Consider the following 23758-nt stretch of genomic DNA (forward strand, 5'->3'; position numbering starts at 1 on the left):
ACCCTCATCCCGACACCCGCCGCACCTCACGGACCTGCCGGTCCACCCGCTGCACGCCCGGCCAGACGAGGTCGGCGCGCTGCGGTGGCCGCGCCCCGCGGTGGACGGCCACACTCGCTCGCCGCTCCACCAGCCGGCCGGACCCGGCCGTGGGGCCGAACCACGTCGAGGTCTCCACACTGAGCCGGGCCGCTGCCCGCGGCCACTCGCCGTGGACCACCAGCACCGCCGAGCGCGTGCGCAGGCGCGAGTCGAGGACGCTCGCTGCCCGCTCGGTCACCGATGCCGGCGGGCGCAGCACCACGACGCGCAGCACGTCGACCAGCGCCGCCGTCACCTCCAGCCAGTGCTCACCGGGGTCGGGGACGAGCACCGTGCGCGACAGCTCGACGCCGAGCTCGGCGGCCGCCTCGGCACCGAAGTCGGGACACCCGGCGAACCCCACCCACTCACCTGCGCGCGACGCGCCGGCGGCGAGCGCGAGGGCGAGCGAGGCGCTGTCGACGGCGTAGGTCGACCCGGCGTGCATCGGCAGGATGTCGGTCAGTCCGGGCAAGGTGGGGACGGGCTCACCTGCTGCCTTGTCCTCCATCGCGGCCACCCTGGCCCGGAGCCGCTCGACCGTGGCACGCTGCTCGTCGAGAGCGGCGACGGCGCGGGTGGACGACATGGGTCCATCATCGAACAGGTGTTCGAACGGGTCAAGCGGACAGCGGGAGCCGATCGAGCTCGGTGGGGCGCGCGTCGCGACTGGAGAGCTCACGGTGGACGAGTCCGATCGACGTGACGGACCAGGGGTCGGAGACGTATCCCTCCAGGGCCTCGACCGTGCGCACGAGCTCACCCAGCCTGAGGTGGGGACCGAACGAGAGCACCGGCACCATGGGGCGGAAACGCCGCCGGTCGCGGGCGAAGCCGGCGCGGTGCACGCTGGCGTGGAGCGCGTCGAAGACCGTCTCCAGCCGGTCGGTCTCGCCCTGGACGCCCAGGAGCACCAGCCTGCGGACGTGGTCGACGCGCACCGACCCGCCCAGGGACACCGTGAACGCGTCGTGCGGGGCGATGAGGCCCGCGACGATGCGTCGCATCGTCGCGACCTCGTCGGGGGCGACGTAGCCGAAGCGCGCCAGCTCGGCGTCCATCCGGTCCAGCGGCAGCGCCTCCCACGGAGTGGGCGACGGCAGGAACGACGGCACGGACACCACGTCGTCCCATCGCTCCGTCAGTCGCAGGCGGGGGAGGCGCTCCGACGCGGCGACGGCGGCGTCGCGGGCGGCTGCGGTGATCCGGTCCGGCGGAACCAGGGCTGCGGTGAGGTACATGGCTACACCCTCGCCCGGGGACGAGCATCCGTCGCGGGCTGGTGCGGCGCACGCATGAAGACGTTGTGAGGATTTTGTGGATGTCCCGTTGATCTCGGGGCGAGGTGGTCCGTTCAGGCCCGTACCAGCCGGGACAGGTCCCGGCGCCGCACCCGTCGCGCCTCGAGCACCGCGTGGCCGAGTGCCGCAGCCACCACGACCGGGACCGCGAGCACGGTCCACCACGGGACGACGGTCCGCGGCGCGACCGCCTCCCCGGTGAGCAGGTCCAGCGACAGCGCGCCGAGGACGGCGTACGAGCAGGCGACGCCGATCGACCACCCCACCAGGGCGATGCCCGCGACCGGCGCCACCAGCTCCCCGAGCAGGACCCGGCGCAGGTCCCTGTCGGCCATGCCGAGGGCGCGGAGCCGGCCGAGCGACCGTGAGCGCTCCGGCGCCTCGGCCGCCACGGAGAGCACGATCCCCAGGACGCCGAGCAGGACGAGCAGCGCCGACGACGCGACGGCGAGCGCCAGCAGCGCCGAGGTGAGCGGTGCCGCACGGCGTGCCTCGACCACCTCCGACCGTCGCACCACTGCGTCCACCCCCGTCACCCGGGAGGCCACCGCGTCGATGACCTGGTCGGTCCCCGGCCCGGACAGCCACAGGGTGTTCGGCAGGGCCACGGCACCGGCGTCCGCGAACGCCGACGCGTCCACCACGAGCACGGGATCGGTGGAGGCGTCGACGTCCGGCGCCGTGCCCACCACGTCCAGCACGACCGGGACGTCCTCCCAGCGCACGGTCGGCCGGTCGGCGAGCGGGGACCCACCACTCCGGAGCAGCGCAGGCACCGGGTCCCCACCCGGGTCCCCACCCGAGTCCCCACCCGCCGCCCCCAGGAGCGCGAGCCGGGAGGCGTCGGGGAGGTCGCCCGCGGCCAGCAGGTCGGCGTAGTCCGCGGCGTCCACCACGACCAGCCGGACCACCTCGACCGCGCCACCCGAGGAGATCCGGACGCCGTCCTCGACCCGTCCGGCAACGGCCGCGACCACGCCCGGCTCGTCCTCCGCCTCGGCGGCGACGTCCGACAGGTCGGCCTGGGGCTCGGCGTCGATCCGTCCGTCGCCGCCGACGGCCGTCAGCGCCCCGGCGGCCTGGCCCTCGCGCGCGGTGGCGACGAGCGAGCCCGCCACGGTGGTGCCGGCGACGGCGACCACCAGGACGAGCACCGGGAGGGCCCGTACGCCGGTCTCCGCGACGCGTGCGGCGACGAGGAAGCCGACACCTCCGGGCGAACGACGGGTGCCGCGCATCGCCCATCGCACGGGGTGCGGCAGCAGGTGGACCAGCAGCAGCGCACCCGCCAGTGCCCACCAGGTCGGTGCGCTCGCAGCCGTCGCGTCACCCCAGGCCGCGTCCTCGGCCACCCCCACGCCGGTGACTCCCCGCTGCAGCAGGGCGGAGGTCGTCAGGACCGCTGCGGCCACGACGGCTGCCTCTGCCGCGAGCCGGCGCAGGCGTCGGGCCCGCTCGGCCGTACGGCGTGCGCCCCGGTTGGCAGGCACCCGTCGCCCGCCGCCGTGGCTGTCGGCCGACACGGCGCCCAGCAGAGGCACGGCGAGGGCGGCCACGAGCAGCACCGGCACGGCCGAGGTCCATCCCGCGGACCCGGCCGCCAACCGGACGACGCCCCACCCGACCACGCCGCCGAGGACGGTGACCGCGAGTCCCTCGACGAGCAGCTCGAGCGCGACACCACCCAGGGACGCACCGCGCTGCCGCAGCGTCGCGAGCTCGTCACGACGGCGACGGACGAGCAGCTGGGCGGCGAGGACCAGGACCAGCATCGTGGCGCCCAGGAGGCCGACGACGAGCACCTGGGCCTGTCCGCGGGCGGCCGCGACCTCCTCCCGGCCGCGCTGCAGGACGGCGCCGAACCGGCTGTCCCACGACAGGTCCGTCGCCGAGACACCGGAAGAGGACTGCAGTGAGACGATCGACCGCTCGAGCGACCGGGTCGCGCGCCACCGCGCGCGCGAGGGCTCGGGGGTCAGGACGAGGCGGCGGTCGAGGTCGTCGGCGGGGAGGGAGAGACGCAGGTCCGGCAGCGCCCCGGCGGACACCAGCGCTGCCCCGGTCGTGTAGGCGAGGCCGTCGGCGACGCCTTGCACCGGGTGGAGCAGCCGGTCCGACACCTGCCAGGCGTCGTCGGCCGGGGCGTCGGCGGTGAAGACACCGCTGACCCGGAGCTCCGCGGTCCGTCCCTGCTCGTCCTCGGCCGGGAGCCGGTCGCCGACACCGATCGCGAGCGCCTCGGCCACGCTGCGGTCGACCGCGACCTCCACCGACCCGGCGTCCGCGGGGCGCACCGCGCCGGGCGCTGCCCCGTCGACGTACGTCACCGCGGGCGGTCGGCCGTCGGTCTCGACGAAGGCGAGCTGGAGCATCCGTCCCGGTCCGGCGTCCAGGAGCTGGAGCGGCGGGGTGGTGACCGAGACGACGCCGGGCCGCACCACCGCCGCAAGGTCCGGGGGCAGGACCTGGCGTGCCAGGTCGGCGTCCTGCCGCACCTGGGTCGCGGTGGAGGGGTCGAGCTCCTTGCCGCGCGGGTCGTCGTACCACTCCGGCAGGGTGGCCACCACGTCCGCCTGGCGCCCCGCGTCGCGGACCGTCGCGGCGATCGCGCGGTCGGCAGCGTGCTCGGTGACCGGGTCGACGGCGGCCGTCACGCCGACCGCGAGGGCCACGACCAGCGCGGTGAGCAGCAGGACGGCGGCATCGCTGCGCCAGCGCCCGACGACGGTGGGCAGGTGCGGGCGGGGGACCGACGGCGTCATCGCACCCCCCGCATGCGCGAGGGGTCGGACGCGCGCACGTGCAACGCGCCGAGCACGGCCGCGAGGGTCACCGTGGCGAGGACCACGGTGCCGACCAGCACCAGCTCGGCCGACCATGGCCACGCGACGACCGGGACCGGCACGGGCGCGGTCCCCAGGTCGGACCGGACCAGGTGCGGGCCGAGGAGGAGGGTGGCGACCACACCGACCAGGACGCCCACGGCGAAGGTGGGGACGAAGAATGCGACGTGCTCGGCGAGCAGGAGGCGCCGGGCGTCCCGGCGCGAGAGGCCGAGGGCGCGCAGGCGCACCACCTCGGCCGTACGACGCTGCCGCTCCGGGCCGAGCACCAGCCACGTCCCGGCCAGCAGGAGTGCCACGGCGAGGGCCACGAGGGCCAGTAGCGCGGCGGGCACCGGCACACGCAGCGGCCCCCGGGTCAGCTGCTGCACGACCTCCGAGCGCGTCGTCACCTCGCCCAGCCCGAGGTCGCGCAGCCCCACCACGTCGGCGGACGACGGCTGTGCGACCCACCACGAGTCCACGACCGGGTCCAGTCGACCGGCGTCGAGGAGAGCGCGGTCCAGCGCGTCGAGGTCGGCGAGGACGGCCGCCTGCCCCGGTGCCGACGGGACGGCCGGCACCACTCCCTGCACCTCGAGGGTCAGCTCGGTGTCGCCGACGACCGCGGCGAGCTCGTCACCGGTGCGGGCGCCGACCGCGTCGACGAGCGCCTGCGAGACGACGACGGGCACGCTCGCCGTGGCCGGGAAGGCGGTCGCGAGGAGGTCCGCGCCGGTGTAGGAGAAGTACTCCAGGTCGAGCCCGAAGGTGGCTGCCAGCTCGCTCCCGGAAGCGGTCGTCCGGAGCGAGGCCTGCGCGCCCGCGACGGGGCTCTGCTGCTGCAGCGGCTTCACCCTCCACGCGGCACCGGCATCCTGCGCGGACGCCCCCGGCAGGTCGATGACCACGCTGATCTCCGTCGGCGAGGCGGGTGGGTCCTCGCCCGCGTAGCCGTCGAGCTCGAGCCGCAGGCCGACGAGGCCCACGCCGTCCCCGAGCGGGCCGAGCCACCGCACCTCGTGTGCGGTGCCGTCCAGCGGCAGGGGCGCGGCCGGCACGGCAGCGAGGACGTCGGACGCGTCCTGGACCACGGCGGTCAGCACGACGGTGAGGGCGGCGCCGGGCGGGCTGTCCCCCCGCAGGCGTGCCGTCCCGCCGTCGGCGAGCCCGACCCCGGCGACTGACGGTGCCGGAGCGAGTCCGGCGGTGACCTGTGACCAGTCCCGGTCGTCGCCGGTGCGGCCGCGCAGCAGTGCACCGGCCTGGTGCGTGTCGACGGCGACCAGCACGGGACGCGCGTCCGGGTCTCCCACGAAACGGCCGAGCGCCAGCGGCCGGTGGACCACCGGTGAGGCAGCCGCCGAGCCGGTGGTCGCCTGCTCGACCTGCACCGCCTCGACCGGTCCGGCCGGCGCCGCGAGCGCCAGCGACAGGTCGGTGCCGACGCGCAGGTCCGCCTGGTCGGACTGCGACTGCACCCAGGTCGACCGGAGCGCGAGCCCCAGGACGGCGGCCGCCACCGCCCCCGCGACGAGCACCATCGCGGTGCCGGAGTGCGGCCGGCGGGCCGCCTGCTGGGTGGACAGGGACCAGGCCAGACCTCGCGACCGGCCAGCGGTGGCCGCTGCCCGGTCGAGCAGCACGGGGACGACGCGCACGCCCAGGACGGTCAGTGCGGCCACCGCGAGGACCGGAGCGGAGGTCAGGGCGACGTCGCCGGTGTCGGACGGGGAGGGGACCTGCGAGCGCAGCTGCCACCAGGCGGCACCGGCCACGACGAGGAGCAGCGGCCCGGCACCGAGCCGGGCCACCAGCCCGCGGCGGGTGGCCGGTCCCCGGTCGGCACTCGTGCCCAGGGTCGTCGACACGAGCGTCGCGGTGAGGAGCACGGCGGTCGCGACGACAGCTGCCAGCAGGGACCGGGTCGGCGTGGGACCCTGCGCCAAACCTCCGGCGGCGAGGTCCGGCAGGTGCGTGAGGCGGGCATGGACGAGCGCCGCCGACGGTACGGCGACCACGGTGGCGACGGCGGAGAGCAGCAGGGCCTCGGCGGCGGCTGCCGCGACGCGCTGGCGCCGGCCGAGGCCCATCGCGACCAGCAGGTCCCGCTCGTCCTCCCTGACGGCGGCGACCGACCATCCCGCGAGCAGCGCGGCGGCGGCGGCGAGCGCCGCTCCGAGCAGGAGGACCACCAGCACCGTGGCCCGCGTGCCGGCCCGCTGGGCGTGGAGCCGGTCGAGCGTGGCCGACAGGTCGGAGGCCACCCGGGTGATCCGGGCCCGGTCGCCGGCCGAGGACGCCAGCGCGTCGGCGGCATCGCCCAGCCCGTCCACCACACCCTGCAACGAGTGGTCGGACGCTCGCGCCCGGTCCGGGGTCCCCGTCACGCGCAGACCGCCGACCGACGAGCCCGACTCGAGGAAGGACTGCTCCGCGACAACGAACGGGCCGTAGGTGGGAGCCGCGTCGAGGCCGTTGCTGTAGGCGGGGGAGTAGCCCGCTCCCGCGAGCAGGTCGCGGTCCCACCCCGCGTGCGCCCGTGGCCGGAAGGTGCCGACGAGCACCACGCGGACCGGTTCGTCCAGGCCGCCCAGCCCGATCTCGCGCCCGAGCACCACCTGGTCACCGAGGCCGAGCCCGAGCAGGCGCGCCGTCGAGGCGGGCACCGCCGCCTCGTAGGGCGCACCCGAGCCGGCCGGCCACCGGCCGGAGAGGAGGACCGCCCGGGAGGGGAGGCCGTCGGTCATCGACAGGTAGGCCTGCCGGTCACCGTCGGCCAGGAGCCGCAGCCGCGAGGTGGCGGTCGTCTGCAGGGTCGGGTCGGTCCCGGTCAGGAGGTCGCCCACCACCCGCTCGGCGTCGTGGCGCACCGCGGGGACGTCACCGCCCGCCACCTCGACGACGTACGCCGTCACGGCCAGGTCGGACGGCTCGGTCCGCTCCACCGCGACCTGGAAGCCACGCTCCGACGTCGGACCGAGCAGCAGGGTGCAGACGCCCACGAGGGCGGCGGCCGCCGCCACCAGCGCGACGACGGAGGTGAGCAGGCGTCGCTGCACCCACGCCCGCCGCAGCACCAGCACCAGTCCCGGCACGTCGACGCCTCAGCCGTCGACCCGGCCGTCCGAGATCGCGAGGACCCGGTCGGCGAGCGCCATCAGCACCTGGTCGTGGGTCGCCACCACCGCTGTGACGCCCTCGGACTCCACGACGGCGCGCAGGAGCGACATCACGGCCAGGCCGGTCTCGGTGTCGAGCTGTCCGGTGGGCTCGTCCGCGAGCAGCAGTCGCGGCGACCCGGCGAGGGCGCGGGCGATCGCGACGCGCTGCTGCTGTCCTCCCGAGAGCTGGTCGGGCCGCTGGCGCGCGTGGTCGCGCAGGCCCACGAGGTCGAGCAGCAGCTCGACGCGCCGCTCCCGCTCGGCGACGGGCGTGCGGCGCATCCGCAGGGGGAGGCCGACGTTCTCCGCCGCGGTGAGGGCGGGGATCAGCCCGAAGGTCTGGAAGACGTAGGCGACGGTGTCGCGGCGCAGCGCGCTGAGCCCGCTGTCGTCGAGGGTGCTGACCGCGGTCCCGTCGACGCGCACGGTGCCGGAGTCCGGACGGTCGAGCCCGCCGAGGAGGTTGAGCAGGGTGGTCTTGCCCGATCCCGACCTGCCCACGACCGCGACCAGCTCGCCGGGCGCGATGTCGAAGGTCACGTCGCGCAGCGCGGTCACGGCGGTCGATCCGGCGCCGTACGTGCGGGTCAGCCCGCGCACCTCGACCATCGGTGGGACCGGCTCGTTCACGCGTCCCCGTCCCGGTCGGAGCTCGAGCGGATCTCGACGTGGTCCGCGGCGAGCGCGAGCCGCACCCGCCGCGTCAGGGCCAGCGCCTCGCGGTACTCGCGCGGGAGCTGCACCCGACCGGCCCGGTCCATCACGGCGTACTCCTCGGCGGTGGCCGGGGCCCCGTCCGTCTCCTCGCTGCGCAGCACCTCGCTGCTGGTGCGACCGTCCCGGATGGCGACCGTCCGTGCGACCTGCCCGCTCACGGCCGCGTCGTGCGTGACCACCACGACGGTGGCGCCCAGCTCGCGGTTGACGGTGCGCAGCGCAGAGAACACCTCGGCGGCGGTCTCGCTGTCGAGCTCGCCCGTCGGCTCGTCGGCCAGCAGGAGCTGCGGATCGTTCGCGAGCGCCACCGCGATCGAGACGCGCTGCTGCTCGCCACCCGACATCTCGACCGGCCTCCGGTCCCTACAGTGCGCGACGCCCAGGAGGTCGAGCAGCTCGTCGGCGCGCGTCGCGCGGGTCCGGGCGGGCGTGCCGGCGATCGTCATCGGCAGCTGCACGACCTGCGCCGCCGTGAGGTAGGGGACGAGGTTGCGCGCCGCCTGCTGACGCACGAAGCCGACGACGTGGCGACGGTAGTGCACCTGCTCGGTGCGGGTCAGGTCGGTCAGGTCGTGACCAGCGACGCGGACCTTCCCGGCCGTGGGCGCGTCGGTACCGGCCAGCACGTTGAGGAGGGTGGACTTGCCCGATCCCGACGCCCCGACAACGGCGATCAGCTCGCCCCGGTCGACCAGCAGGTCGAGCCCCTGGAGCGCCTGCACCTCGACCGTCTCGGTCTGGTAGATCCGGACGACGTTGTCGCAGACGACGAGAGCGTCGTGGCCGAATGCCCGGTCGCGCGGAGGAGCGGGGGGAAGCGTCACGGCCGGTCCACCACCCTCAGTCCCCCTCGGCTCACGACGCGTGGCGATGCTAACAGCGCACGAGACGCTCCGGGTCGATCCGGGAGCTGCTCACTCCACCCCTGCCGGGGCCGGGGTCCGCTCGGCGGCTCCCACCCGGCGCAGCGGCACGGAGACCTCGAAGGTGCTGCCCTGGCCGGGTGCGCTGCGGACGCTGAGGCTCCCACCCATCGCCTCCGCCAGCCGGCGGGAGACGGTCAGTCCGAGGCCCAACCCCTCGTAGGGTCGCGTCGGCGAGCCGTCGGCCTGGGTGAAGCAGTCGAACACGTCCGCGAGCCGGTCCTCCGGGATCCCGATGCCGGTGTCGGCCACGCTGAACAGCACGACGGTCGCCCCGCCGGCGGGCTCCGTCCCCACCGTCGCGACGCGCATGCCGACACTGCCCCCGGGCGTGAACTTCACGGCGTTGTCGAGCAGGTTGCCGAGCACCCGCTGCAGGCGTGGGGCGTCGCCCACCACGCGAGCGGGAACGTCGGCGTCGCAGTGCCACTCCACGCGGAGCCCGGCCCGGAGTGCGACCGGTTCATGGATCATCCTGACGTCGTCGAGGGCCTTGTGCAGGTCGAACGGTCGGTCCACCAGCACGAGGCTGCCCGCCTCGATCACGGAGAAGTCCAGGACGTCCTCCATGAGTGAGTCGAGCCGGGTGCTGGCACGTCCCATGCGCTCGACGAGGAAACGCTGGTCGTCGTCGAGGTCGGTGTCACCCAGCATCTCCATGGTCCCCACGAGGGTGGTGAGCGGCGTACGGACCTCGTGGCTCATCGTCCCCACGAACAGCGACTTGGCGCGTGATGCGTCGAGGGCGGCGTCCCGTGCCGCGACGAGCTCGCGGGTCTGCCGCTCGTCCGCCAGCATCAGTCGCGCGGTGCGGACGAACGTCAGGGCGATGAGGCACGTCGAGCCGATGGTGAGCGTCCACGGCCGGCTCTCGCGGCCGGTCAGGATGCTCACGACCTCGAGCCCCGGTGGCACGAACAGGGGGGCGATGGCGATCACGAGGGCTGCAGAACGGCTGGGCCGGGTGTCGTCGTCCTCGGGAGCCCCGTCGTGGGGGCGCACGCTCCAGGCCGCCCTGGCCAGCAGCACGGGCGCGACCATCCACCCGGCGTCGATCGCGACCTGGGACCAGTCCCCAGGCGGCAGGACCAGCGGCCCGGTGTCGGCCAGCAGCCAGACGACGACGCCGACGGCGAAGGTCGTGTCGATGGAACGGCGTGCCTGGCCGCTGAGCAGGGCTCGGACCACGAGCGCCAGCAGCACGGCGTCCAGCACCGGGTAGGCGGCCCACACCGCCTTGGCGAACGGCGTGAGGTCCTCCAGCCCGAGGATCGAGGGGATCGTCAGGTTCCAGAAGACCACCACGCTGACCACGATGATCGTCAGCGCGTCCACGAGGAACCCCACGTCGTGCTGACCCCGCGGCCGGCTGCGGGCGAGCACCAGCCAGACGGCAGCGCACAGCGCGACGTAGCTGGCGAACCACGCCGCGTCGGCGATGGAGACGTCGGTGGGTAGACCGAGTGCGTCGAGCAGGGTCCACAGCAGGTCCCCGAGCGTGGACAGGGACACGCCGAGCGCGATGAGCCGGGGCGCCAGTCGCGCACCGCGGGGTGCCCGCCGTGCTCCGACCCACGCAGCCACGCTGGCGGCGACGAGCGTGCCGTTGTAGATGAGCTGGTCCACCACGTGCACGTCGTTGGTCGCGTAGACGACGAGCACCACCGCCACGAGCCGCGCCAGGCGCACCTCGGTCCGGTTCGGGCGTGGGCGCCAGTGCCACCACGAGTGTGGTGGGTCGGTCGGGGTCGTGTCCCTCATGTCGGTCCTGCTCTGCGGATCGGGGCCGACCGGCGATCAGCCGACGAGGGCTGCGCCGAGGGACAGGTGGTCGAGCACGACGTGGCGTGAGTCGCGTCCGGACAGCTCGCGGCCAACCAGGGCGACCGACGACGCGGTCCACGACCTCGAGGAGTAGCCGGCCAGTGCCTGCACCACCTGGTCCAGGGCGCGCGGGCTGAGGTCGTGGTCGAACGCCAGCACGGGGACCGTCGGGTCGAACCGGCGCCGGTCGTGGACGAAGCCGGGGCGACGCACGGCCGACTGGAGCGAGTGGAAGACGTCCTCGAGGCGATCGACCTCGCCCTGCAGCCGCATCAGCACGAGGTTGCGGCTGTGGTCCACGGTGACCGGGCCCCCGACCGAGACCAGGCACGGTCCGTGGGGCGAGACCTGACGAGACAGGGACCTGCCCAGCGACTCTGCGTCCGCGACGTCGACGTAGCCGAACCGCGAGAGCTGCGTCAGCATGCGCTCGGGCGGGATCGCCTGCCACAGGGGGCGGGGGGAGAACGTCAGCACCGGGTGGCCGGACGCAGCCCGTGTCATCGAGCGCCGGGGTGCCGCCTCGGAACCGCGGGTGGTGACTTCGTGGAAGACGGAGCGGGCCACGTGGAGCGGGGGGATGACGGCGGCGCTGAGGTACATGGCAGCACCTTGCCCGCGCGGTCGACAGATGTCCTGTTGCCGAATTGTGGACGTGTGAAGACGACGTGAGGACGTCGTGCACGTGGGTGCGGACTAGACCGTGGCCGGTGAGCCGTCTGCAGGCAGGTCGAAGGTGAACCGCGTGCCCACGCCGTCCGGGCCGGCGGTGCACACGATGGTGCCGCCGTGCCGCTCGACCACCAGCCGGCAGATGGAGAGGCCGATCCCGGCGCCCTCGACCGAGGTCGCCGAGGCCGAGCGCTTGAATCGGTCGAAGACCGCCTCCCGGTCCGCCTCGGGGATGCCGCGGCCGTTGTCGCACACGTCGACCACCACCCGGCTGCCGCGGCGGACCATGTGCACCTCCACGGCCGGCGCGCGCCCGGGAGCGGCGTACTTCACCGCGTTGCCCAGCAGGTTGGCGAACACCTGGCGCACCACGCGCTCGTCGCCCACGACCACCTGGCTCGGTGCGGACCGGATCGACAGCTTCGGCACCGCCAGCAGGTCGGCGACGTCCTGGACGAGTCCGTCCGGACCTGCGAGCTCGATCGGCTCGTGCACCAGCTCGGCGCCGGCGGCCATGGCGTGGTCCAGCATGCCGTCGATCAGGTCGCCGAGGCGGACCACGCCCGTCAGCGCCTTCTCCGTGAGGTCGTGGGCCCTGGCGACCGAGGGATCGGGCTTGGTCAGCTCGGTGGTGGCCATCGAGACCCACGCGCGCACGGTCGTGAGCGGGCTGCGCAGGTCGTGGGCGGTGACCTCGGCGAAGTCGGAGAGCCGGCTCGACTCGGCGCGCTCGGCGGTCACGTCGCGGAAGACCAGCATCGCCATCGGGCCGGATCCGTGGTCGACACCCTCGGGTAGGCGGGTCGCCTGCACCGACACGATGCGGCGGCTGCCGTCCACCATCGGGGCGATGATGTCCGTGGGCGGCACGTGGCCCTCGACCATCACCCGGCGCGACGGTCGCTCGGCGGCGCTCATGCGGGTCCCGTCCGACCGCAGCAGCTCGTAGTCACCCTCTGCTCCCGTGCGCTGCGCTGCCATGCCGGAGAACATCTCTCGGGCGGAGGCGTTGGTGCGCACCACGGCGCCCGACTCGTCCACGAGCACGAGTCCCTCGGACATCGCCTGGGTCATCGCGGTGAGGAGGTCGGCCCGTGCGGCGGCCGTGGCCTCGGCGCGCACCAGCTGCGCCACGAGGTCCTCGCGCTGGTCGCGCATGGTCGCGATGACCAGGGCCGTCATCAGGACGACCAGCGTGAACGACTGGGTGAGGATCGCCGCGACCGCGGGGTCCGCGACCAGGGTGAAGGGACCGTAGCCGAGGATGGTGAGGGTCACCGAGATCGCCCCGAAGGCTGCCGCGTGCACCGCGGCCGCCAGGGTGGAGAACCGCTTGGCGCACCAGACCGAGAGCGGGACGGCGAGAAAGGCCAGGGGCAGCTGCTGCGAGAAGATCAGGCCGTAGGCGAGCACCGAGGTCGCCCACAGCACGCCCAGCTCGAGGTCCGACGCCACGACGCCCGGACGGGCACCGCGCAGGCGCTCCCAGGTCAGGTGGCCGACGCTGGCCACGATCATCACGCCGCAGACCTGGCGTCCGAACCACAGGGCCACGTCCGTCCAGGTGAGCGACCCCGAGTCGAGCCACAGCCCGGTCGTGCCCACGGCGGTGCCGGCGATGCACCCCAGGACGACCACCCCCGTCCCGCGGAGCAGGACTGGGAGCGAGTGGATGCTCGTCGTGCCGCCCGTGCCCAGCGCGCCCGGGACCCACCGTCGGAGCAGGAAGACGATCAGGGACGCCTGCAGCAGCGCCGCGACGGTCCCGAAGACCGCGAACAGGGGTGATGCCCCGGTCGCGAGCAGGATCGGGACCAGCACCGCGGCAATGGTGACGAGCACGTAGCGCTGGCGCTCGACCAGCAGCAGCCACAGCACGGCGACCCCGGCAGCAGGGGTGGCCAGGCTGACCGACTCGCCCGGCAGCACGGTCGCCCGGCCGAGCACGATCGCGAGCGCGTAGAGGACGGCGAACGCGACGAAGGTGTGGGCGTCCGTCCACCGCATCCGGCTCATGGCCGCTCCGTCTCGCTGTGCCTCCCCGCGGGAGGTCGCAGGCGCTCGAGCTCCACGGCCGCCTCGTCGAGCAGGGCCGTCACCCGATCGGTCGTCCGAGCGGTCTCGGGGTCGGCGGCGCCCTCCTTGCCGAGGCGGCGCACGCTGTCACGGAGGGCGTCGAGCTGCCGGGCGAGGTCGTCGTCCTCGGAGGCGACGACTGGAGCGGCTGGAGCGGCTGGAGCGGAGGGCGTGCTCAGCCAGCGGTAGCCCAGACCGGTCTCGGTGCGGATGTAGCGCGGCTCGCGAGCGTCGTCGCCGAGCTTCGCGCGCAGCGACTTCACGTGCACTCGCAGGGTCTGGTGCGTCTCGGAGCCGGCATGCGGCCCCCACACCCGCGACGAGAGCCAGCGGTGGGTGACGATGCGTCCCGCGTCGCGGCTGAGTCCTTCGAGGATCAGCCACTCGGTCTCGGTCAGCCGCACCTCCTCGCCGTCGCGGTGGACCTGGCGGCGGGTGTAGTCGACCGATAGGCCGTCGAAGACACGCGCCGTCGATCGCTCCTGGGACGCGTCCAGACGGCGTTGCACCACGTCGAGCCGCGCGCGGAGCTCGGAGACGTCGAAGGGCTTGTCGATGAAGTCGTCGGCGCCTGCGTCGAGGGCGTCGGCCTTGCGGCGGACCTGCTTGCTGCCCGAGACCACGATGATGGGCATGTCCGTCCACTCGCGCAACCGGCCGATGACGGTGGTGCCCGGCATGTCGGGGAGCCCGAGGTCGAGCAGGATGACGTCGGGCTTGCCGGACGCAGCCAGCTCGAGGCACTCACGGCCGGTCGCTGCGAGCAGCACGGTGTGGCCGAGCGAGGGGAGCAGCTCGGCGAACATCGTCAGCGTGGGGCGGTCGTCCTCCACCACGAGTGCCAGCGCCATGGCGCGACCCTACGTGGACGGACGGGGTGCGTCGCGTCTTCACAGAACCTTTACGACTCACGTCGGAGTGGTCTCGTCCACCTGACGGGCGCCGAGGATCATCGGGCCCATGGTGCGCACGTTGGTCGTCGACGACGACCCGGCGGTCCTCGAGGTGATCGCGACGCTCCTGCTCGATGCGGGCCACGAGGTGAGCACGGCGAGGGACGGTCTCGACGCCAGGGACCTGCTGGCGGACGGGTCCTTCGACCTCTGCGTGCTGGACCACGACATGCCGGGGATGACCGGCCTCGACGTCGCCCGCAGCCTGCGAGCGGCAGGGAGCCCGACCCGCTTCGTGCTCGTGTCGGGCCAGCGGAGGCTGGTCGGCCAGCGCCTCGACGAGGTCGACGAGTTCATCGCGAAGCCCTTCGACCCCGAGCACTTCCTGCGGCTCGTCGAGGAGCTGCTGGCGCCCTGAGCGCATCGCACGACGCTCAGACGTGCCGGACCACCACACGTCCGGCGTCGACCTCCCAGCGCTGGTCGAGGCGCACGTTCTCCAGCAGCCGCCGGTCGTGGGAGACGAGCAGCAGCGCGCCGTCGTACGACGACAACGCCTCCTCGAGCTGCTGGATGGCCGGCAGGTCGAGGTGGTTGGTGGGCTCGTCGAGGACGAGCAGGTTCACCCCGCGCGCCTGGAGCAGCGCCATCGCGGCGCGGGTGCGCTCGCCGGGGGACAGGCGGCCGACCTCGCTCGTGACCTGGTCGGCCTTCAGGCCGAACTTGGCCAGGAGGGTGCGGACCTCGGCCTGCGTCATCTCCGGGACGACGGCCTCGAACGCGTCGCCCAGCTGACGGTCGTCGTCGAGCGTGGTCCGCGCCTGGTCGATCACGCCGACGGCGACGGAGGCGCCGAGCGACGCCGTACCCGTGTCGGGGGTGCTGTCACCCAGCAGCAGGCGCAGGAGGGTGGTCTTGCCGGCGCCGTTGGGTCCGGTGATGCCGATCCGGTCGCCCGCGTCCACCTGCAGGGACACGGGCCCGAGCTCGAAGTCGCCGAGCCGGCGGGTCGCCTCGTTGAGGGTCGCGACCACGCCGCTGGAGCGAGGGGCGGCAGCGATGTCGAACTGCAGGACCCACTCCTTGCGGGGCTCGTCCACCTCCTCGAGCCGAGCGATCCGCGACTCCATCTGCCGCACTTTCTGCGCCTGCTTCTCCGACGACTCGGTGGCCGCCTTGCGCCGGATCTTGTCGTTGTCGGGGCTCTTGCGGATCGCGTTGCGCACGCCCTGCGAGCTCCACTCCCGCTGCGTGCGGGCGCGCTTGACGAGGTCGGCGCGCGTCTCGGCGTATTCCTCGTAGGCCTCGCGTGCGTGCCGCCGTGCGATCGCGCGCTCCTCCAGGAAGGCGTCGTAACCGCCGTCGTGGACGGTGACCCGGCCCTGCGCGATGTCGAGCTCGACGATCCGCGTGACGCAGCGGGCCAGGAACTCGCGGTCGTGGGACACCAGCACGACGCCGCCGCGGAGCCCCTGCACGAACGACTCGAGCCGGGCGAGGCCGTCGAGGTCGAGGTCGTTGGTCGGCTCGTCGAGGAGCACCACGTCGAAGCGGCTGAGCAGGAGTGCCGCCAGGGCGACCCGCGCGGCCTGCCCGCCGGACAGTGACGTCATCAGCGCGTCGGGACCCAGGTCGAGGCCGAGGTCGGCGAGGACGGGGGAGAGGCGGTCGTCGAGATCGGCGGCACCGCTGGCCATCCAGCGGTCGAAGGCGACCGCGTAGGCGTCGTCGACACCGGCGAGGTCGGTCCCGAGGGCGGCCGCCGCCTCCTCCATCGCCAGGGTCGCGTCGGTCGCGCCGGTGCGGCGGGCGACGTACGCCCCGACGGTCTCGCCCGGCACCCGCTCGTGCTCCTGCGGCAGCAGGCCGACGAACGCGTCCCGCGGCGCGCAGCTCACGGTCCCCGACATCGGTGTGGTCGCCCCGCCGAGCAGGGACAGCAGCGTCGACTTCCCGGCACCGTTGGCACCTACCACGCCGATCACGTCGCCGGGCGCGACGGTGAGGTCGAGGTGCTCGAACAGCACCCGGTGCCCGTGCCCGCCGGAGAGGTCCTTCGCTACGAGCGTGGCAGTCACGCGCGGGAGCCTAGTCGGCGAGGCCCCCGCGTAGTCGCGCGAGGATCCGGGCCAGGACGCGGGAGACCTGCGCCTGGGTGATCCCGACGGCCTCGGCGATCTCCTGCTGGCTGCGCTCCTCGTGGAACCGCAGGAACACGATGCGCCGGTCCCGGTCGTCGAGGCGCGCGAGCAGCGGCTCGAGGATCAGGCGGGCCTCCGCCGCCTCCGTGTCGCGGGACCGGTCGCCGATGAGGTCGCCGATGCCGGTCGTCGCGTCGTCGAGCGGCGCGTCCAGTGACGTCGGGGCGAAGCAGCCGTCCGCGGACAGCGCCTCGACCACCTCGTCCAGGGGTACGTCGAGATGCGCTGCCAGCTCGCTCGGGCGGGGGGAGCGGCCGAGCTCCTGCTCGAGGTCGTCCTGCGCCCGGGAGATCCGGGCCTGGAGCTCCTGGAGGCGGCGTGGCGGACGCACCACCCAGCCGGCGTCGCGGAAGTGGCGTCGTACCTCGCCCCGGATGGTGGGCACGGCGTAGGACAGGAAGTCGTGTCCCGCACCGGGGTCGAACCGCCGAGCGGCCTTGGTCAGCCCGAGGAGGGCGACCTGCTGGAGGTCCTCGAGGTCGAGGCCGCGGTTGCGGTAGCGGGAGGCGATGCTGCGCGCCACCTCGACGTGCTGCTCGATCAGCTCCTCGACGAGGAAGGGCGAGCTGGTGGGCTCGTGCTCCGCGACGATCCGGAGGTGGGACGGCGGGTCGTCCGGGCACCGGGCGCGACGGGGGCCATCGGCGCTGGGCCGGGTGGCGGGACGGTCAGGGGCGAGAGAAGACGCGGTGGTCACGTGGTCGCTCTTCCATGAACGAAGCTCGCTCGCCGTCTTCTCCAGCGAGAACGGTGAGGAGAAGATGCCACAGGTCTGGACCAGTCGCCAGACGCCCCCACCCGGATGGGCGGGAGCAGTCCGGACAGCGGTTCGCCGACCGCTCGGGACGGCGTGCGGGGCCTACCCGACCGAGTCGTCGGGCACGCCGAGATCGACCCGGTGCCCCGAGTCGCCCGCTCCAGCGGGTCTCATGACGACGGCGTCCCGGGGTACCTGAGGCCTGCTGGTCGAGTGTGGTGCACGGAGAGGCTGGGGATGCGCAGGATCGTGGTGGACGCCGTCATCGACGTCCCGTCCGACGTGGCCGGCGCGCTGCCGACCTTCTGGGCCGAGGCGCTGGGTTGGCCCCTGGGCGCGCCGTGGCCCGGCCACCCGGAGCTCCGGAGCCTCGAGCCGCCGCGCGGGACGCCGTACGTCCACCTCCAGGAGGCAGGTGCCGAGCCGCGGGTGCACCTCGACCTCCGGGTCGACGGCCGCAGCGAGGCCGACGCCCTCGTGACGTCGGCGTTGGACAACGGCGCGTGCCTGGTCGGGCGACAGGACCGGTGGCGCACCCTGCTGTCGCCGGGCGGCCTGCCGTTCTGCGTGGTCGACGGCACCGGAGACGCTCCCGGCCCGGAGACGTGGGCCGACGGGCACCGCAGCCGGCTGGTCCAGGTGTGCGTCGACGCCCAGCGCGACGCGCACGCCACCGAGGTCCACTTCTGGCGCGGACTCCTCGAGGGCAGGTGGGTCGAGTCGCGTTCCGACGAGTTCGGTGGGAAGTGGCACTGCGACGGATCGCCGCTCCAGCTGCTCTTCCAGCGCCTGGACGAGCCGGGCCGCTCGGTGCGGGCACACCTCGACCTCGGCACCGACGACCTGGCGGCCGAGGTGCGCCGGCTCGTCGGGCTGGGGGCCGAGGACGTCGGTCCCGGGCGGGGGTGGCACGTGCTGCGCGACCCCGCCGGTCTGGCGTTCTGCGCGACCGAGAACGCGCCGGACGGGGCGCGGGACCGCGACCTGGGCTGACTACGGCGACGTCGGGAGGGACTGCAGGAAGTCGATCAGCCCGGGGAAGAAGTGCTGCGGGTCGTCGAACTGCGACAGGTGGCTCCCGTCGGGGCAGTGCAGGTAGCGACCCTGCGGCAGCTCACCGGCCATCCACTCCATGTGGGCGGGGTCCATGGTGTCGTGGGTGGCTCCGATGACGAGCGTCGGTACGTCGATGCCGGCGAGGTCGCCGCTGCGGTCCCACGTCTCGAGCGACCCGCTCATCCCGAGCTCGCTCGGCCCCTGCATCGGGACGTAGATCGCCGGGTTGATGTGGGCCAGGGACCGGTTGACCGGGTCGGGCCACTCGTCGACCGGCAGCCGGCACACGTGCAGCGCGTAGTGGTGCTCCATGAGCAGGCGCTCGTAGCTCGGGTCGTCGTTGGCGCCGGTGGCCTCCAGCTCCTGGATGCGGGCGAGCACGTCCGGGTCCATCGCGGGCATCAGCACGTCGCGGGCGTAGTCGTTGTAGAGCCGGCAGCTCGACATCATGTTGGAGATGACGAGGCCCTTGAGGTGCTGCTGGTGGTGCACGGCGTACTCCGTCGCCAGCAGGCCGCCCCACGACTGGCCGAACAGCACGAAGTTGTCACGGCCGAGCCCCAGCGCCCGGCGTACCTGCTCCACCTCGTCGACGAAGCGACCCAGGTCCCAGAGCGAGGGATCGTCCGGCTGGTCGCTGCGGTAGGACCCGAGCTGGTCGTAGTAGTAGTACTCGATGCCCGCACCCGGGAACCACGTGTCGAAGCACTCGTAGAGCTCGTCGGTCGCGCCGGGTCCGCCGTGCAGCAGCAGCACCTTGAGGTCCGGGTTGGTGCCGACCCGCTTGGTCCAGACCCGGAAGTCGCCCACCGGTGTGGTGATCGGGACCATGCGCGCGCCTCCCGACACCACGTCGCGCGGGTCCCAGGTCGAGGTGTCGAAGTACGTCGCAGGGTCCATGCCCGGAACGTAGCCGGTGTGCCCGAGCGCTGGGCGTCACCCCTTCGGACGGGACTTGGTGGAGGTCCGTAACGACGGTGCGCGCGGTACCGCTGACGTAGGTGGAGGGTGCGGTGGGTCGTCATGTCCCCGGCATGTCGACTCGGCGGACTCCCGGTCCAGAGCCGGCGCAAGGGAAGAAGAGATCCGTGAGCGACAACCTGGGTGCGATCGTGCTCATCATCCTCGCCAGCCTCGGGGGCCTCTGCGGTCTGCTGGCTCTGATGGCGGTGCTGGAGCCGGCCAAGCCATCCCGGACGGAGCCTGATGCCGTGAGGACGAGCGGGGGCGGCCGGTGAGCGACCTGACGTTCGACGGCCGGCCCCATCACACGCCCGTGGGCTACTTCACCTACACGGTGGAGGACGACCACTGGAGCTGGTCCGAGGGGCTGTTCGAGCTTCACGGTCACGACCCGCAGGCCGTGGTGCCGACGACCGACCTGGTCCTGCGGCACAAGCATCCGGACGACGCACTACGTGCCTACGAGGTGCTCGAGGCCGTGGTGGCGGATGGCCGCCCCTTCAGCTGCTACCACCGGATCATCGACGCGACGAGCCGCGTGCGGTACGTCTTGTCGGTGGGGCGGGGAGTGCTGGACGCCCGCGGGCGCGTGGAGCAGGTGACCGGGTTCTTCGTCGACCTGACCGAGGTGCGCACGGAGGAGCTGATGAACGCCGCGTCGCGGGCCGAGAGCGATGCGGCGCAGGTGCGTCTGGCCGAGCGTCGTTCCCAGGTCGACCTGGCGAGGGGGATCGTCATGGTCGCGACCGGTTGCGACGCACCCGGTGCGTTCAACGCGCTGAGACGGTGCGCTGCGGCCCGCGGGATGCGCCTGCACGAGCTCGCCGCGCAGATGGTGGAGCGAGCCGGTGCCCATCCGCTGGGCGAGGGTCACCCGTGCCGCATCGTGGTGGAGGAGCTGCTCGCCGACGTCGACGCGTGACGAGTGGCGAGGGTGAGCTCGCACCACCACGTAGGCTCGCACGACGAAGGGGGCACAGGTGAGCAAGGACCAGGCCGACGACGACTACCCCGACGCGGACCTCGCCGCGGTGGGCGGCGAGGCGCCGGCGTCCAGCCGGACGCCGTTGAGCCGCGATCGCATCGTGGCCGCCGCGCTCGACTTCATCGACGACAACGGCTTGCCCGGTCTCACCATGCGCCGGCTGGGGGAGCAGCTGGGCGTCGAGGCGATGGCGCTGTACCGCTACGTCCCGAGCAAGGAAGAGCTGCTCGACGCCGTGGTGGACCACCTGGTGGGGGGCGTCCGCGCCGACGAGGTGGTCCTCGACGTCCCGCAGGACGGCTGGCAGGACTTCCTGCAGCGGCTCGCGCACGGAATCCGGCGGATGGCGCTCGCCCATCCGAAGGCGTTTCCGCTCGTCGCCTCCCGCCCGACCGAGGCGCCGTGGCTGCGACCCCCGCTCAGGAGCCTCGACGTCGTCGAGACGTTCATCTCGGGGCTCCTCGAGGAGGGGTTCAGCGACGAGGCCGCGGTCGCGGCCTACCGCGCCTACTCGAGCTTCCTCCTCGGCCATCTCCTGCTCGAGGTAGCGGAGCACGGGGCGGACGTCGGCCCGCTGGACGTCCTCGACGACCAGACGGGCGAGGCCGGCACCGCGCGCTACCCGTCCGTCTCCCGCCTGCGAGGGTCGCTGTCCGAGGATCACTCTGCCGTGGAGTTCGAGGAGGCGCTCGAGGCGCTCCTCGACCGCCTGACGATCGTGCGCAACGAGCACATCGACTCCTGACCGGGGGGTACCGGCGGCTGTCCCCTCCTCGGGGTGAGCGACTGGTTCGTTCGAGGCATTGCCTCGCATGTGGTCCGTGGCGGTGGGTACGGCTTACGTCGTAAACCACAACGAAGCGGTGGTGTGACGTCCTGACCCCGTGACGGCACGTCGCCCCGCCGCGGACGGAGGACACATGAAAGACGCACTGCGTGACGGCTTGAGCACGATCGCCGAGTTCGTGCCCAAGCTCGTCCTGTTCCTGGTCATCCTGATCGTCGGCATCATCATCGCCAAGGTCATCGCGAAGGCGCTCAACGCGATCCTCGAGCGCGTCGGCTTCGACCGCGCCGTCGAGCGAGGCGGCATCAAGCGAGCCCTGTCGCAGTCGAAGATGGACGCGAGCGACATCGTGGCCAAGCTCATCTACTACACGCTGCTGCTGTTCGTGCTGCAGCTGGCCTTCGGGGTCTTCGGCCCCAACCCGATCAGCGCCCTCATCGAGGACGTCATCCGGTTCATCCCGAGCCTGATCGTGGCCATCATCATCCTGGTGGTCGCGGCCTCGATCGCGGCTGCCGTCAAGGGCCTGATCGAGAACATGCTGGGTGGTCTGTCCTACGGGCGCACCCTGGCCAACATCGCCTCGATCTTCATCCTGTTCCTGGGTGTCGTCGCGGCGCTCAACCAGGTCGGCGTGGCCACCACGGTCACGACCCCGGTGCTCATCGCCATCCTGGCCACTGTCGCGGGCGTCATCATCGTCGGAGTCGGAGGCGGTCTCGTCCGCCCCATGCAGCAGAGGTGGGAGAGCTACCTGACCACCGCGGAGCGCGAGGCGCCCCGCATCAAGGAGCAGGCCCAGAACGCGCCGTCCGTGCGCGACCAGGCGACGTCCGCGGCGAGCAGCTTCTCGAGCTCCACGACGAGCGGCACGACCGGCACGACCGGCTCGTCCGCCGGCTCCACCGCCGTCTACGACCAGACGACGGACCCCGGGACGCCGCGCACGCCCGGCTACTGATCACCCGAAACCAGACGCCACACCACTTTCAAGGAGAGCACTGACATGACTGAGACATTCACGAGCGACCACGAGCGCTTCATCGGCCAGACCCTCTACTCCAGCGACGACGAGAAGGTCGGCAAGATCGGACAGGTCTTCCTCGACGACGAGACCGACCGTCCCGAGTTCCTCACCGTCAACACGGGCCTGTTCGGGATGAACGAGTCGTTCGTCCCGGCCGCTGACGCCGACGTGACGGGCGACGGCGTACGGGTGCCGTTCACCAAGGACCAGATCAAGGACGCACCCAACGTGGACGTCGACGGCGGTCACCTGGACCAGTCCGAGGAGCGTCGCCTCTACGAGCACTACGGCCTCACCTACAGCGAGCGGACCAGCGACTCGGGCCTGCCCGCGGGCGACGGCACGTACACGGGTGAAGGCACCGGCACCGCGGGCACCGCTGGCACGACGGGCACCTTCACCGGTGAGGGGCACGACACCTCGGGCCCGAACACCGACGAGGCGATGACCCGCTCGGAGGAGCGCCTCGACGTCGGCACGACGCAGGAGGAGTCCGGACGTGTCCGCCTGCGCAAGTACGTCACCACGGAGCAGGAGACCGTCACGGTCCCGGTCAAGAAGGAGCGCGCCGTCCTCGAGACCGAGCCGATTACCGACGCCAACCGCGACGAGGCCCTCTCCGGGCCGGCGATCTCCGAGGAGGAGCACGAGGTGGTCCTCCAGGAGGAACGTCCCGTCGTCGGCAAGACGGCAGAGCCCGTCGAGCGCGTCCGCCTCGGCACGGAGACGGTCACGGACGAGGAGACGGTCACTGAGGAGGTCCGCAAGGAGCACATCGAGACCGAGGGCGACATCGACGACCGTCGAGGCACCCGGTGAGCACCAGCGCCGACCAGCCGCACCGCGCCGAGCACCGCGCCGAGCACCGCGCGGACGTCCCGGTGCAGCGCGGTGAGGTGCGCGACGTGGACGGCGACGGTGTGCCGGACCGCAGGACGGTCGTCGCCCGGCAGAAGGAGGAGCACGGCGGCATCAAGTGGGGCTCCGCGTTCTTCGGGTGGCTGACGGCCGCGGGCACGGCGATCCTCGTCACCGCGCTGCTCAGCGCCATCGGTACGGCGGTCGGCCTGGGCGCGCTGTCCGGTCCCCAGCAGGCGCAGCAGGAGGCGAACCAGAACGCCGAGACCGTCGGCATCGTCGGTGCCGTCGCCCTCCTGGTGATCCTGTTCGTCGCGTACTACGCCGGTGGCTACGTCGCGGGGCGGATGGCACGCTTCGACGGCGCCAAGCAGGGCATCGCCGTGTGGCTGTGGGCGCTGATCATCGCGATCGTCGTGGCCGTCGTGGTCGCGATCGCCGGCAGCCAGTACAACGTGCTGTCGCAGCTCAACAGCCTGCCGCGAGTCCCGGTCGACGAGGGAGACCTCGCGACGGGCGGCATCATCACCGCCGTCGCAGCCATCGCGGCGAGCCTCGGCGGGGCCATCCTCGGCGGTCTCGCCGGGATGCGCTTCCACCGCAAGGTGGACCGCACGGGCCTGGGAGGCTGAGGACTCCCGACCCGGGCCT

21 protein-coding genes are annotated in these 23758 nt (G+C 73.2%); 8 read left to right on the forward strand and 13 right to left on the reverse strand.

The genetic code is table 11. From position 1 onward, the window contains the following. Nucleotides 1-4: 4 nt before the first annotated feature. The 10 genes from imuA' to L2K70_RS16845 form a co-directional block, all read right to left on the reverse strand. Nucleotides 5-670 (reverse strand): DnaE2-dependent mutagenesis accessory factor ImuA', encoded by a 666-nt coding sequence (imuA', locus tag L2K70_RS16800; RefSeq protein ID WP_236403893.1) that lies wholly within the window; start codon nucleotides 668-670, stop codon nucleotides 5-7. A gap of 31 nt (nucleotides 671-701) precedes the next feature. Next, nucleotides 702-1322, reverse strand: coding sequence for a 2'-5' RNA ligase family protein (locus L2K70_RS16805; protein ID WP_236403894.1), 621 nt, complete (start codon nucleotides 1320-1322; stop codon nucleotides 702-704). A gap of 113 nt (nucleotides 1323-1435) precedes the next feature. Continuing rightward, nucleotides 1436-4144, reverse strand: coding sequence for an FtsX-like permease family protein (locus tag L2K70_RS16810; protein WP_236403895.1), 2709 nt, complete (start codon nucleotides 4142-4144; stop codon nucleotides 1436-1438). Beyond that, nucleotides 4141-7302, reverse strand: a complete 3162-nt coding sequence (locus L2K70_RS16815) for an FtsX-like permease family protein (RefSeq protein WP_236403896.1) — start codon at nucleotides 7300-7302, stop codon at nucleotides 4141-4143. Before L2K70_RS16815 ends, L2K70_RS16810 begins: the two co-directional genes overlap by 4 nt. 9 nt (nucleotides 7303-7311) lie before the next feature. After that, the gene (locus L2K70_RS16820; protein WP_236403897.1) at nucleotides 7312-7998 is read right to left on the reverse strand and encodes an ABC transporter ATP-binding protein; all 687 of its coding nucleotides are present in this window, start codon (nucleotides 7996-7998) and stop codon (nucleotides 7312-7314) included. After that, a complete protein-coding gene (locus tag L2K70_RS16825; protein WP_236403916.1) occupies nucleotides 7995-8909 on the reverse strand; it encodes an ATP-binding cassette domain-containing protein in 915 nt (304 codons plus the stop codon). The genes L2K70_RS16820 and L2K70_RS16825 overlap by 4 nt, the downstream gene beginning before the upstream one ends. Before the next feature lie 90 nt (nucleotides 8910-8999). Then, entirely contained in the window at nucleotides 9000-10769 is a 1770-nt protein-coding gene (locus L2K70_RS16830; protein ID WP_236403920.1) for a sensor histidine kinase, read from the reverse strand. Nucleotides 10770-10805: 36 nt separating this feature from the next. After that, nucleotides 10806-11435, reverse strand: a complete 630-nt coding sequence (locus L2K70_RS16835; RefSeq protein WP_236403923.1) for a 2'-5' RNA ligase family protein — start codon at nucleotides 11433-11435, stop codon at nucleotides 10806-10808. A 93-nt stretch (nucleotides 11436-11528) separates the two neighbouring features. Next, complete coding sequence (locus tag L2K70_RS16840) at nucleotides 11529-13520, reverse strand: sensor histidine kinase (protein ID WP_236403924.1); 1992 nt, start codon at nucleotides 13518-13520, stop codon at nucleotides 11529-11531. After that, on the reverse strand, nucleotides 13517-14431 hold the full coding sequence (locus tag L2K70_RS16845) for a response regulator (RefSeq protein ID WP_236403929.1): 915 nt from the start codon (nucleotides 14429-14431) through the stop codon (nucleotides 13517-13519). Before L2K70_RS16845 ends, L2K70_RS16840 begins: the two co-directional genes overlap by 4 nt. A 109-nt stretch (nucleotides 14432-14540) precedes the next feature. On the opposite strand from L2K70_RS16845, the gene L2K70_RS16850 reads away from it, so the two are divergent. Next, complete coding sequence (locus tag L2K70_RS16850; protein WP_236403930.1) at nucleotides 14541-14891, forward strand: response regulator; 351 nt, start codon at nucleotides 14541-14543, stop codon at nucleotides 14889-14891. Between the two features lie 16 nt (nucleotides 14892-14907). Here L2K70_RS16850 and L2K70_RS16855 read toward each other — a convergent pair whose 3' ends face one another. Together L2K70_RS16855 and L2K70_RS16860 are read right to left on the reverse strand one after the other, a co-directional pair. Beyond that, nucleotides 14908-16551 (reverse strand): ABC-F family ATP-binding cassette domain-containing protein, encoded by a 1644-nt coding sequence (locus L2K70_RS16855; protein ID WP_236403934.1) that lies wholly within the window; start codon nucleotides 16549-16551, stop codon nucleotides 14908-14910. A 10-nt stretch (nucleotides 16552-16561) separates the two neighbouring features. Further along, nucleotides 16562-17371: a SigB/SigF/SigG family RNA polymerase sigma factor gene (locus tag L2K70_RS16860; protein WP_236403936.1), complete on the reverse strand. Its 810-nt coding sequence runs from the start codon at nucleotides 17369-17371 to the stop codon at nucleotides 16562-16564. A 297-nt stretch (nucleotides 17372-17668) separates the two neighbouring features. Between L2K70_RS16860 and L2K70_RS16865 the strand changes: the two genes are divergently transcribed. Further along, nucleotides 17669-18424: a VOC family protein gene (locus L2K70_RS16865; RefSeq protein WP_236403939.1), complete on the forward strand. Its 756-nt coding sequence runs from the start codon at nucleotides 17669-17671 to the stop codon at nucleotides 18422-18424. Here the strand turns inward: L2K70_RS16865 and L2K70_RS16870 are convergent, their stop codons facing one another. After that, the gene (locus L2K70_RS16870; RefSeq protein WP_236403946.1) at nucleotides 18425-19387 is read right to left on the reverse strand and encodes a proline iminopeptidase-family hydrolase; all 963 of its coding nucleotides are present in this window, start codon (nucleotides 19385-19387) and stop codon (nucleotides 18425-18427) included. It abuts the gene before it with no gap. 188 nt (nucleotides 19388-19575) lie between these two features. Here L2K70_RS16870 and L2K70_RS16875 point away from each other — a divergent pair, with 188 nt between their 5' ends. The 6 genes from L2K70_RS16875 (at nucleotide 19576) to L2K70_RS16900 (ending at nucleotide 23739) form a co-directional block, all read left to right on the forward strand. Next, entirely contained in the window at nucleotides 19576-19725 is a 150-nt protein-coding gene (locus tag L2K70_RS16875) for a hypothetical protein (RefSeq protein ID WP_236403949.1), read from the forward strand. Next, the gene (locus tag L2K70_RS16880; protein WP_236403953.1) at nucleotides 19722-20372 is read left to right on the forward strand and encodes a PAS and ANTAR domain-containing protein; all 651 of its coding nucleotides are present in this window, start codon (nucleotides 19722-19724) and stop codon (nucleotides 20370-20372) included. Before L2K70_RS16875 ends, L2K70_RS16880 begins: the two co-directional genes overlap by 4 nt. 58 nt (nucleotides 20373-20430) lie before the next feature. Continuing rightward, the gene (locus L2K70_RS16885) at nucleotides 20431-21180 is read left to right on the forward strand and encodes a TetR/AcrR family transcriptional regulator C-terminal domain-containing protein (RefSeq protein WP_236403963.1); all 750 of its coding nucleotides are present in this window, start codon (nucleotides 20431-20433) and stop codon (nucleotides 21178-21180) included. A 175-nt stretch (nucleotides 21181-21355) separates the two neighbouring features. After that, nucleotides 21356-22183, forward strand: coding sequence for a mechanosensitive ion channel family protein (locus L2K70_RS16890; RefSeq protein WP_236403968.1), 828 nt, complete (start codon nucleotides 21356-21358; stop codon nucleotides 22181-22183). A gap of 45 nt (nucleotides 22184-22228) precedes the next feature. Then, nucleotides 22229-23068: a DUF2382 domain-containing protein gene (locus L2K70_RS16895; protein ID WP_236403969.1), complete on the forward strand. Its 840-nt coding sequence runs from the start codon at nucleotides 22229-22231 to the stop codon at nucleotides 23066-23068. Further along, a complete protein-coding gene (locus L2K70_RS16900) occupies nucleotides 23065-23739 on the forward strand; it encodes a hypothetical protein (RefSeq protein ID WP_236403971.1) in 675 nt (224 codons plus the stop codon). The genes L2K70_RS16895 and L2K70_RS16900 overlap by 4 nt, the downstream gene beginning before the upstream one ends. The last annotated feature ends 19 nt before the right edge of the window (nucleotides 23740-23758 follow it).

The organism is Nocardioides potassii, from assembly GCF_021648885.1.
Lineage (GTDB): Bacteria > Actinomycetota > Actinomycetes > Propionibacteriales > Nocardioidaceae > Nocardioides > Nocardioides potassii.

What these genes read in the sequence shown, in the direction of transcription:
- L2K70_RS16895 (WP_236403969.1), top strand. Translation starts at nt 22,229, where the DNA reads ATGACTGAGACATTCACGAGCGACCACGAGCGCTTCATCGGCCAGACC.
- L2K70_RS16850 (WP_236403930.1), top strand. Translation starts at nt 14,541, where the DNA reads ATGGTGCGCACGTTGGTCGTCGACGACGACCCGGCGGTCCTCGAGGTG.
- L2K70_RS16805 (WP_236403894.1), bottom strand. Translation starts at nt 1,322, where the DNA reads ATGTACCTCACCGCAGCCCTGGTTCCGCCGGACCGGATCACCGCAGCC.
- L2K70_RS16840 (WP_236403924.1), bottom strand. Translation starts at nt 13,520, where the DNA reads ATGAGCCGGATGCGGTGGACGGACGCCCACACCTTCGTCGCGTTCGCC.
- L2K70_RS16865 (WP_236403939.1), top strand. Translation starts at nt 17,669, where the DNA reads ATGCGCAGGATCGTGGTGGACGCCGTCATCGACGTCCCGTCCGACGTG.
- L2K70_RS16830 (WP_236403920.1), bottom strand. Translation starts at nt 10,769, where the DNA reads ATGAGGGACACGACCCCGACCGACCCACCACACTCGTGGTGGCACTGG.
- imuA' (WP_236403893.1), bottom strand. Translation starts at nt 670, where the DNA reads ATGTCGTCCACCCGCGCCGTCGCCGCTCTCGACGAGCAGCGTGCCACG.
- L2K70_RS16890 (WP_236403968.1), top strand. Translation starts at nt 21,356, where the DNA reads ATGAAAGACGCACTGCGTGACGGCTTGAGCACGATCGCCGAGTTCGTG.
- L2K70_RS16810 (WP_236403895.1), bottom strand. Translation starts at nt 4,144, where the DNA reads ATGACGCCGTCGGTCCCCCGCCCGCACCTGCCCACCGTCGTCGGGCGC.
- L2K70_RS16845 (WP_236403929.1), bottom strand. Translation starts at nt 14,431, where the DNA reads ATGGCGCTGGCACTCGTGGTGGAGGACGACCGCCCCACGCTGACGATG.
- L2K70_RS16870 (WP_236403946.1), bottom strand. Translation starts at nt 19,387, where the DNA reads ATGGACCCTGCGACGTACTTCGACACCTCGACCTGGGACCCGCGCGAC.
- L2K70_RS16835 (WP_236403923.1), bottom strand. Translation starts at nt 11,435, where the DNA reads ATGTACCTCAGCGCCGCCGTCATCCCCCCGCTCCACGTGGCCCGCTCC.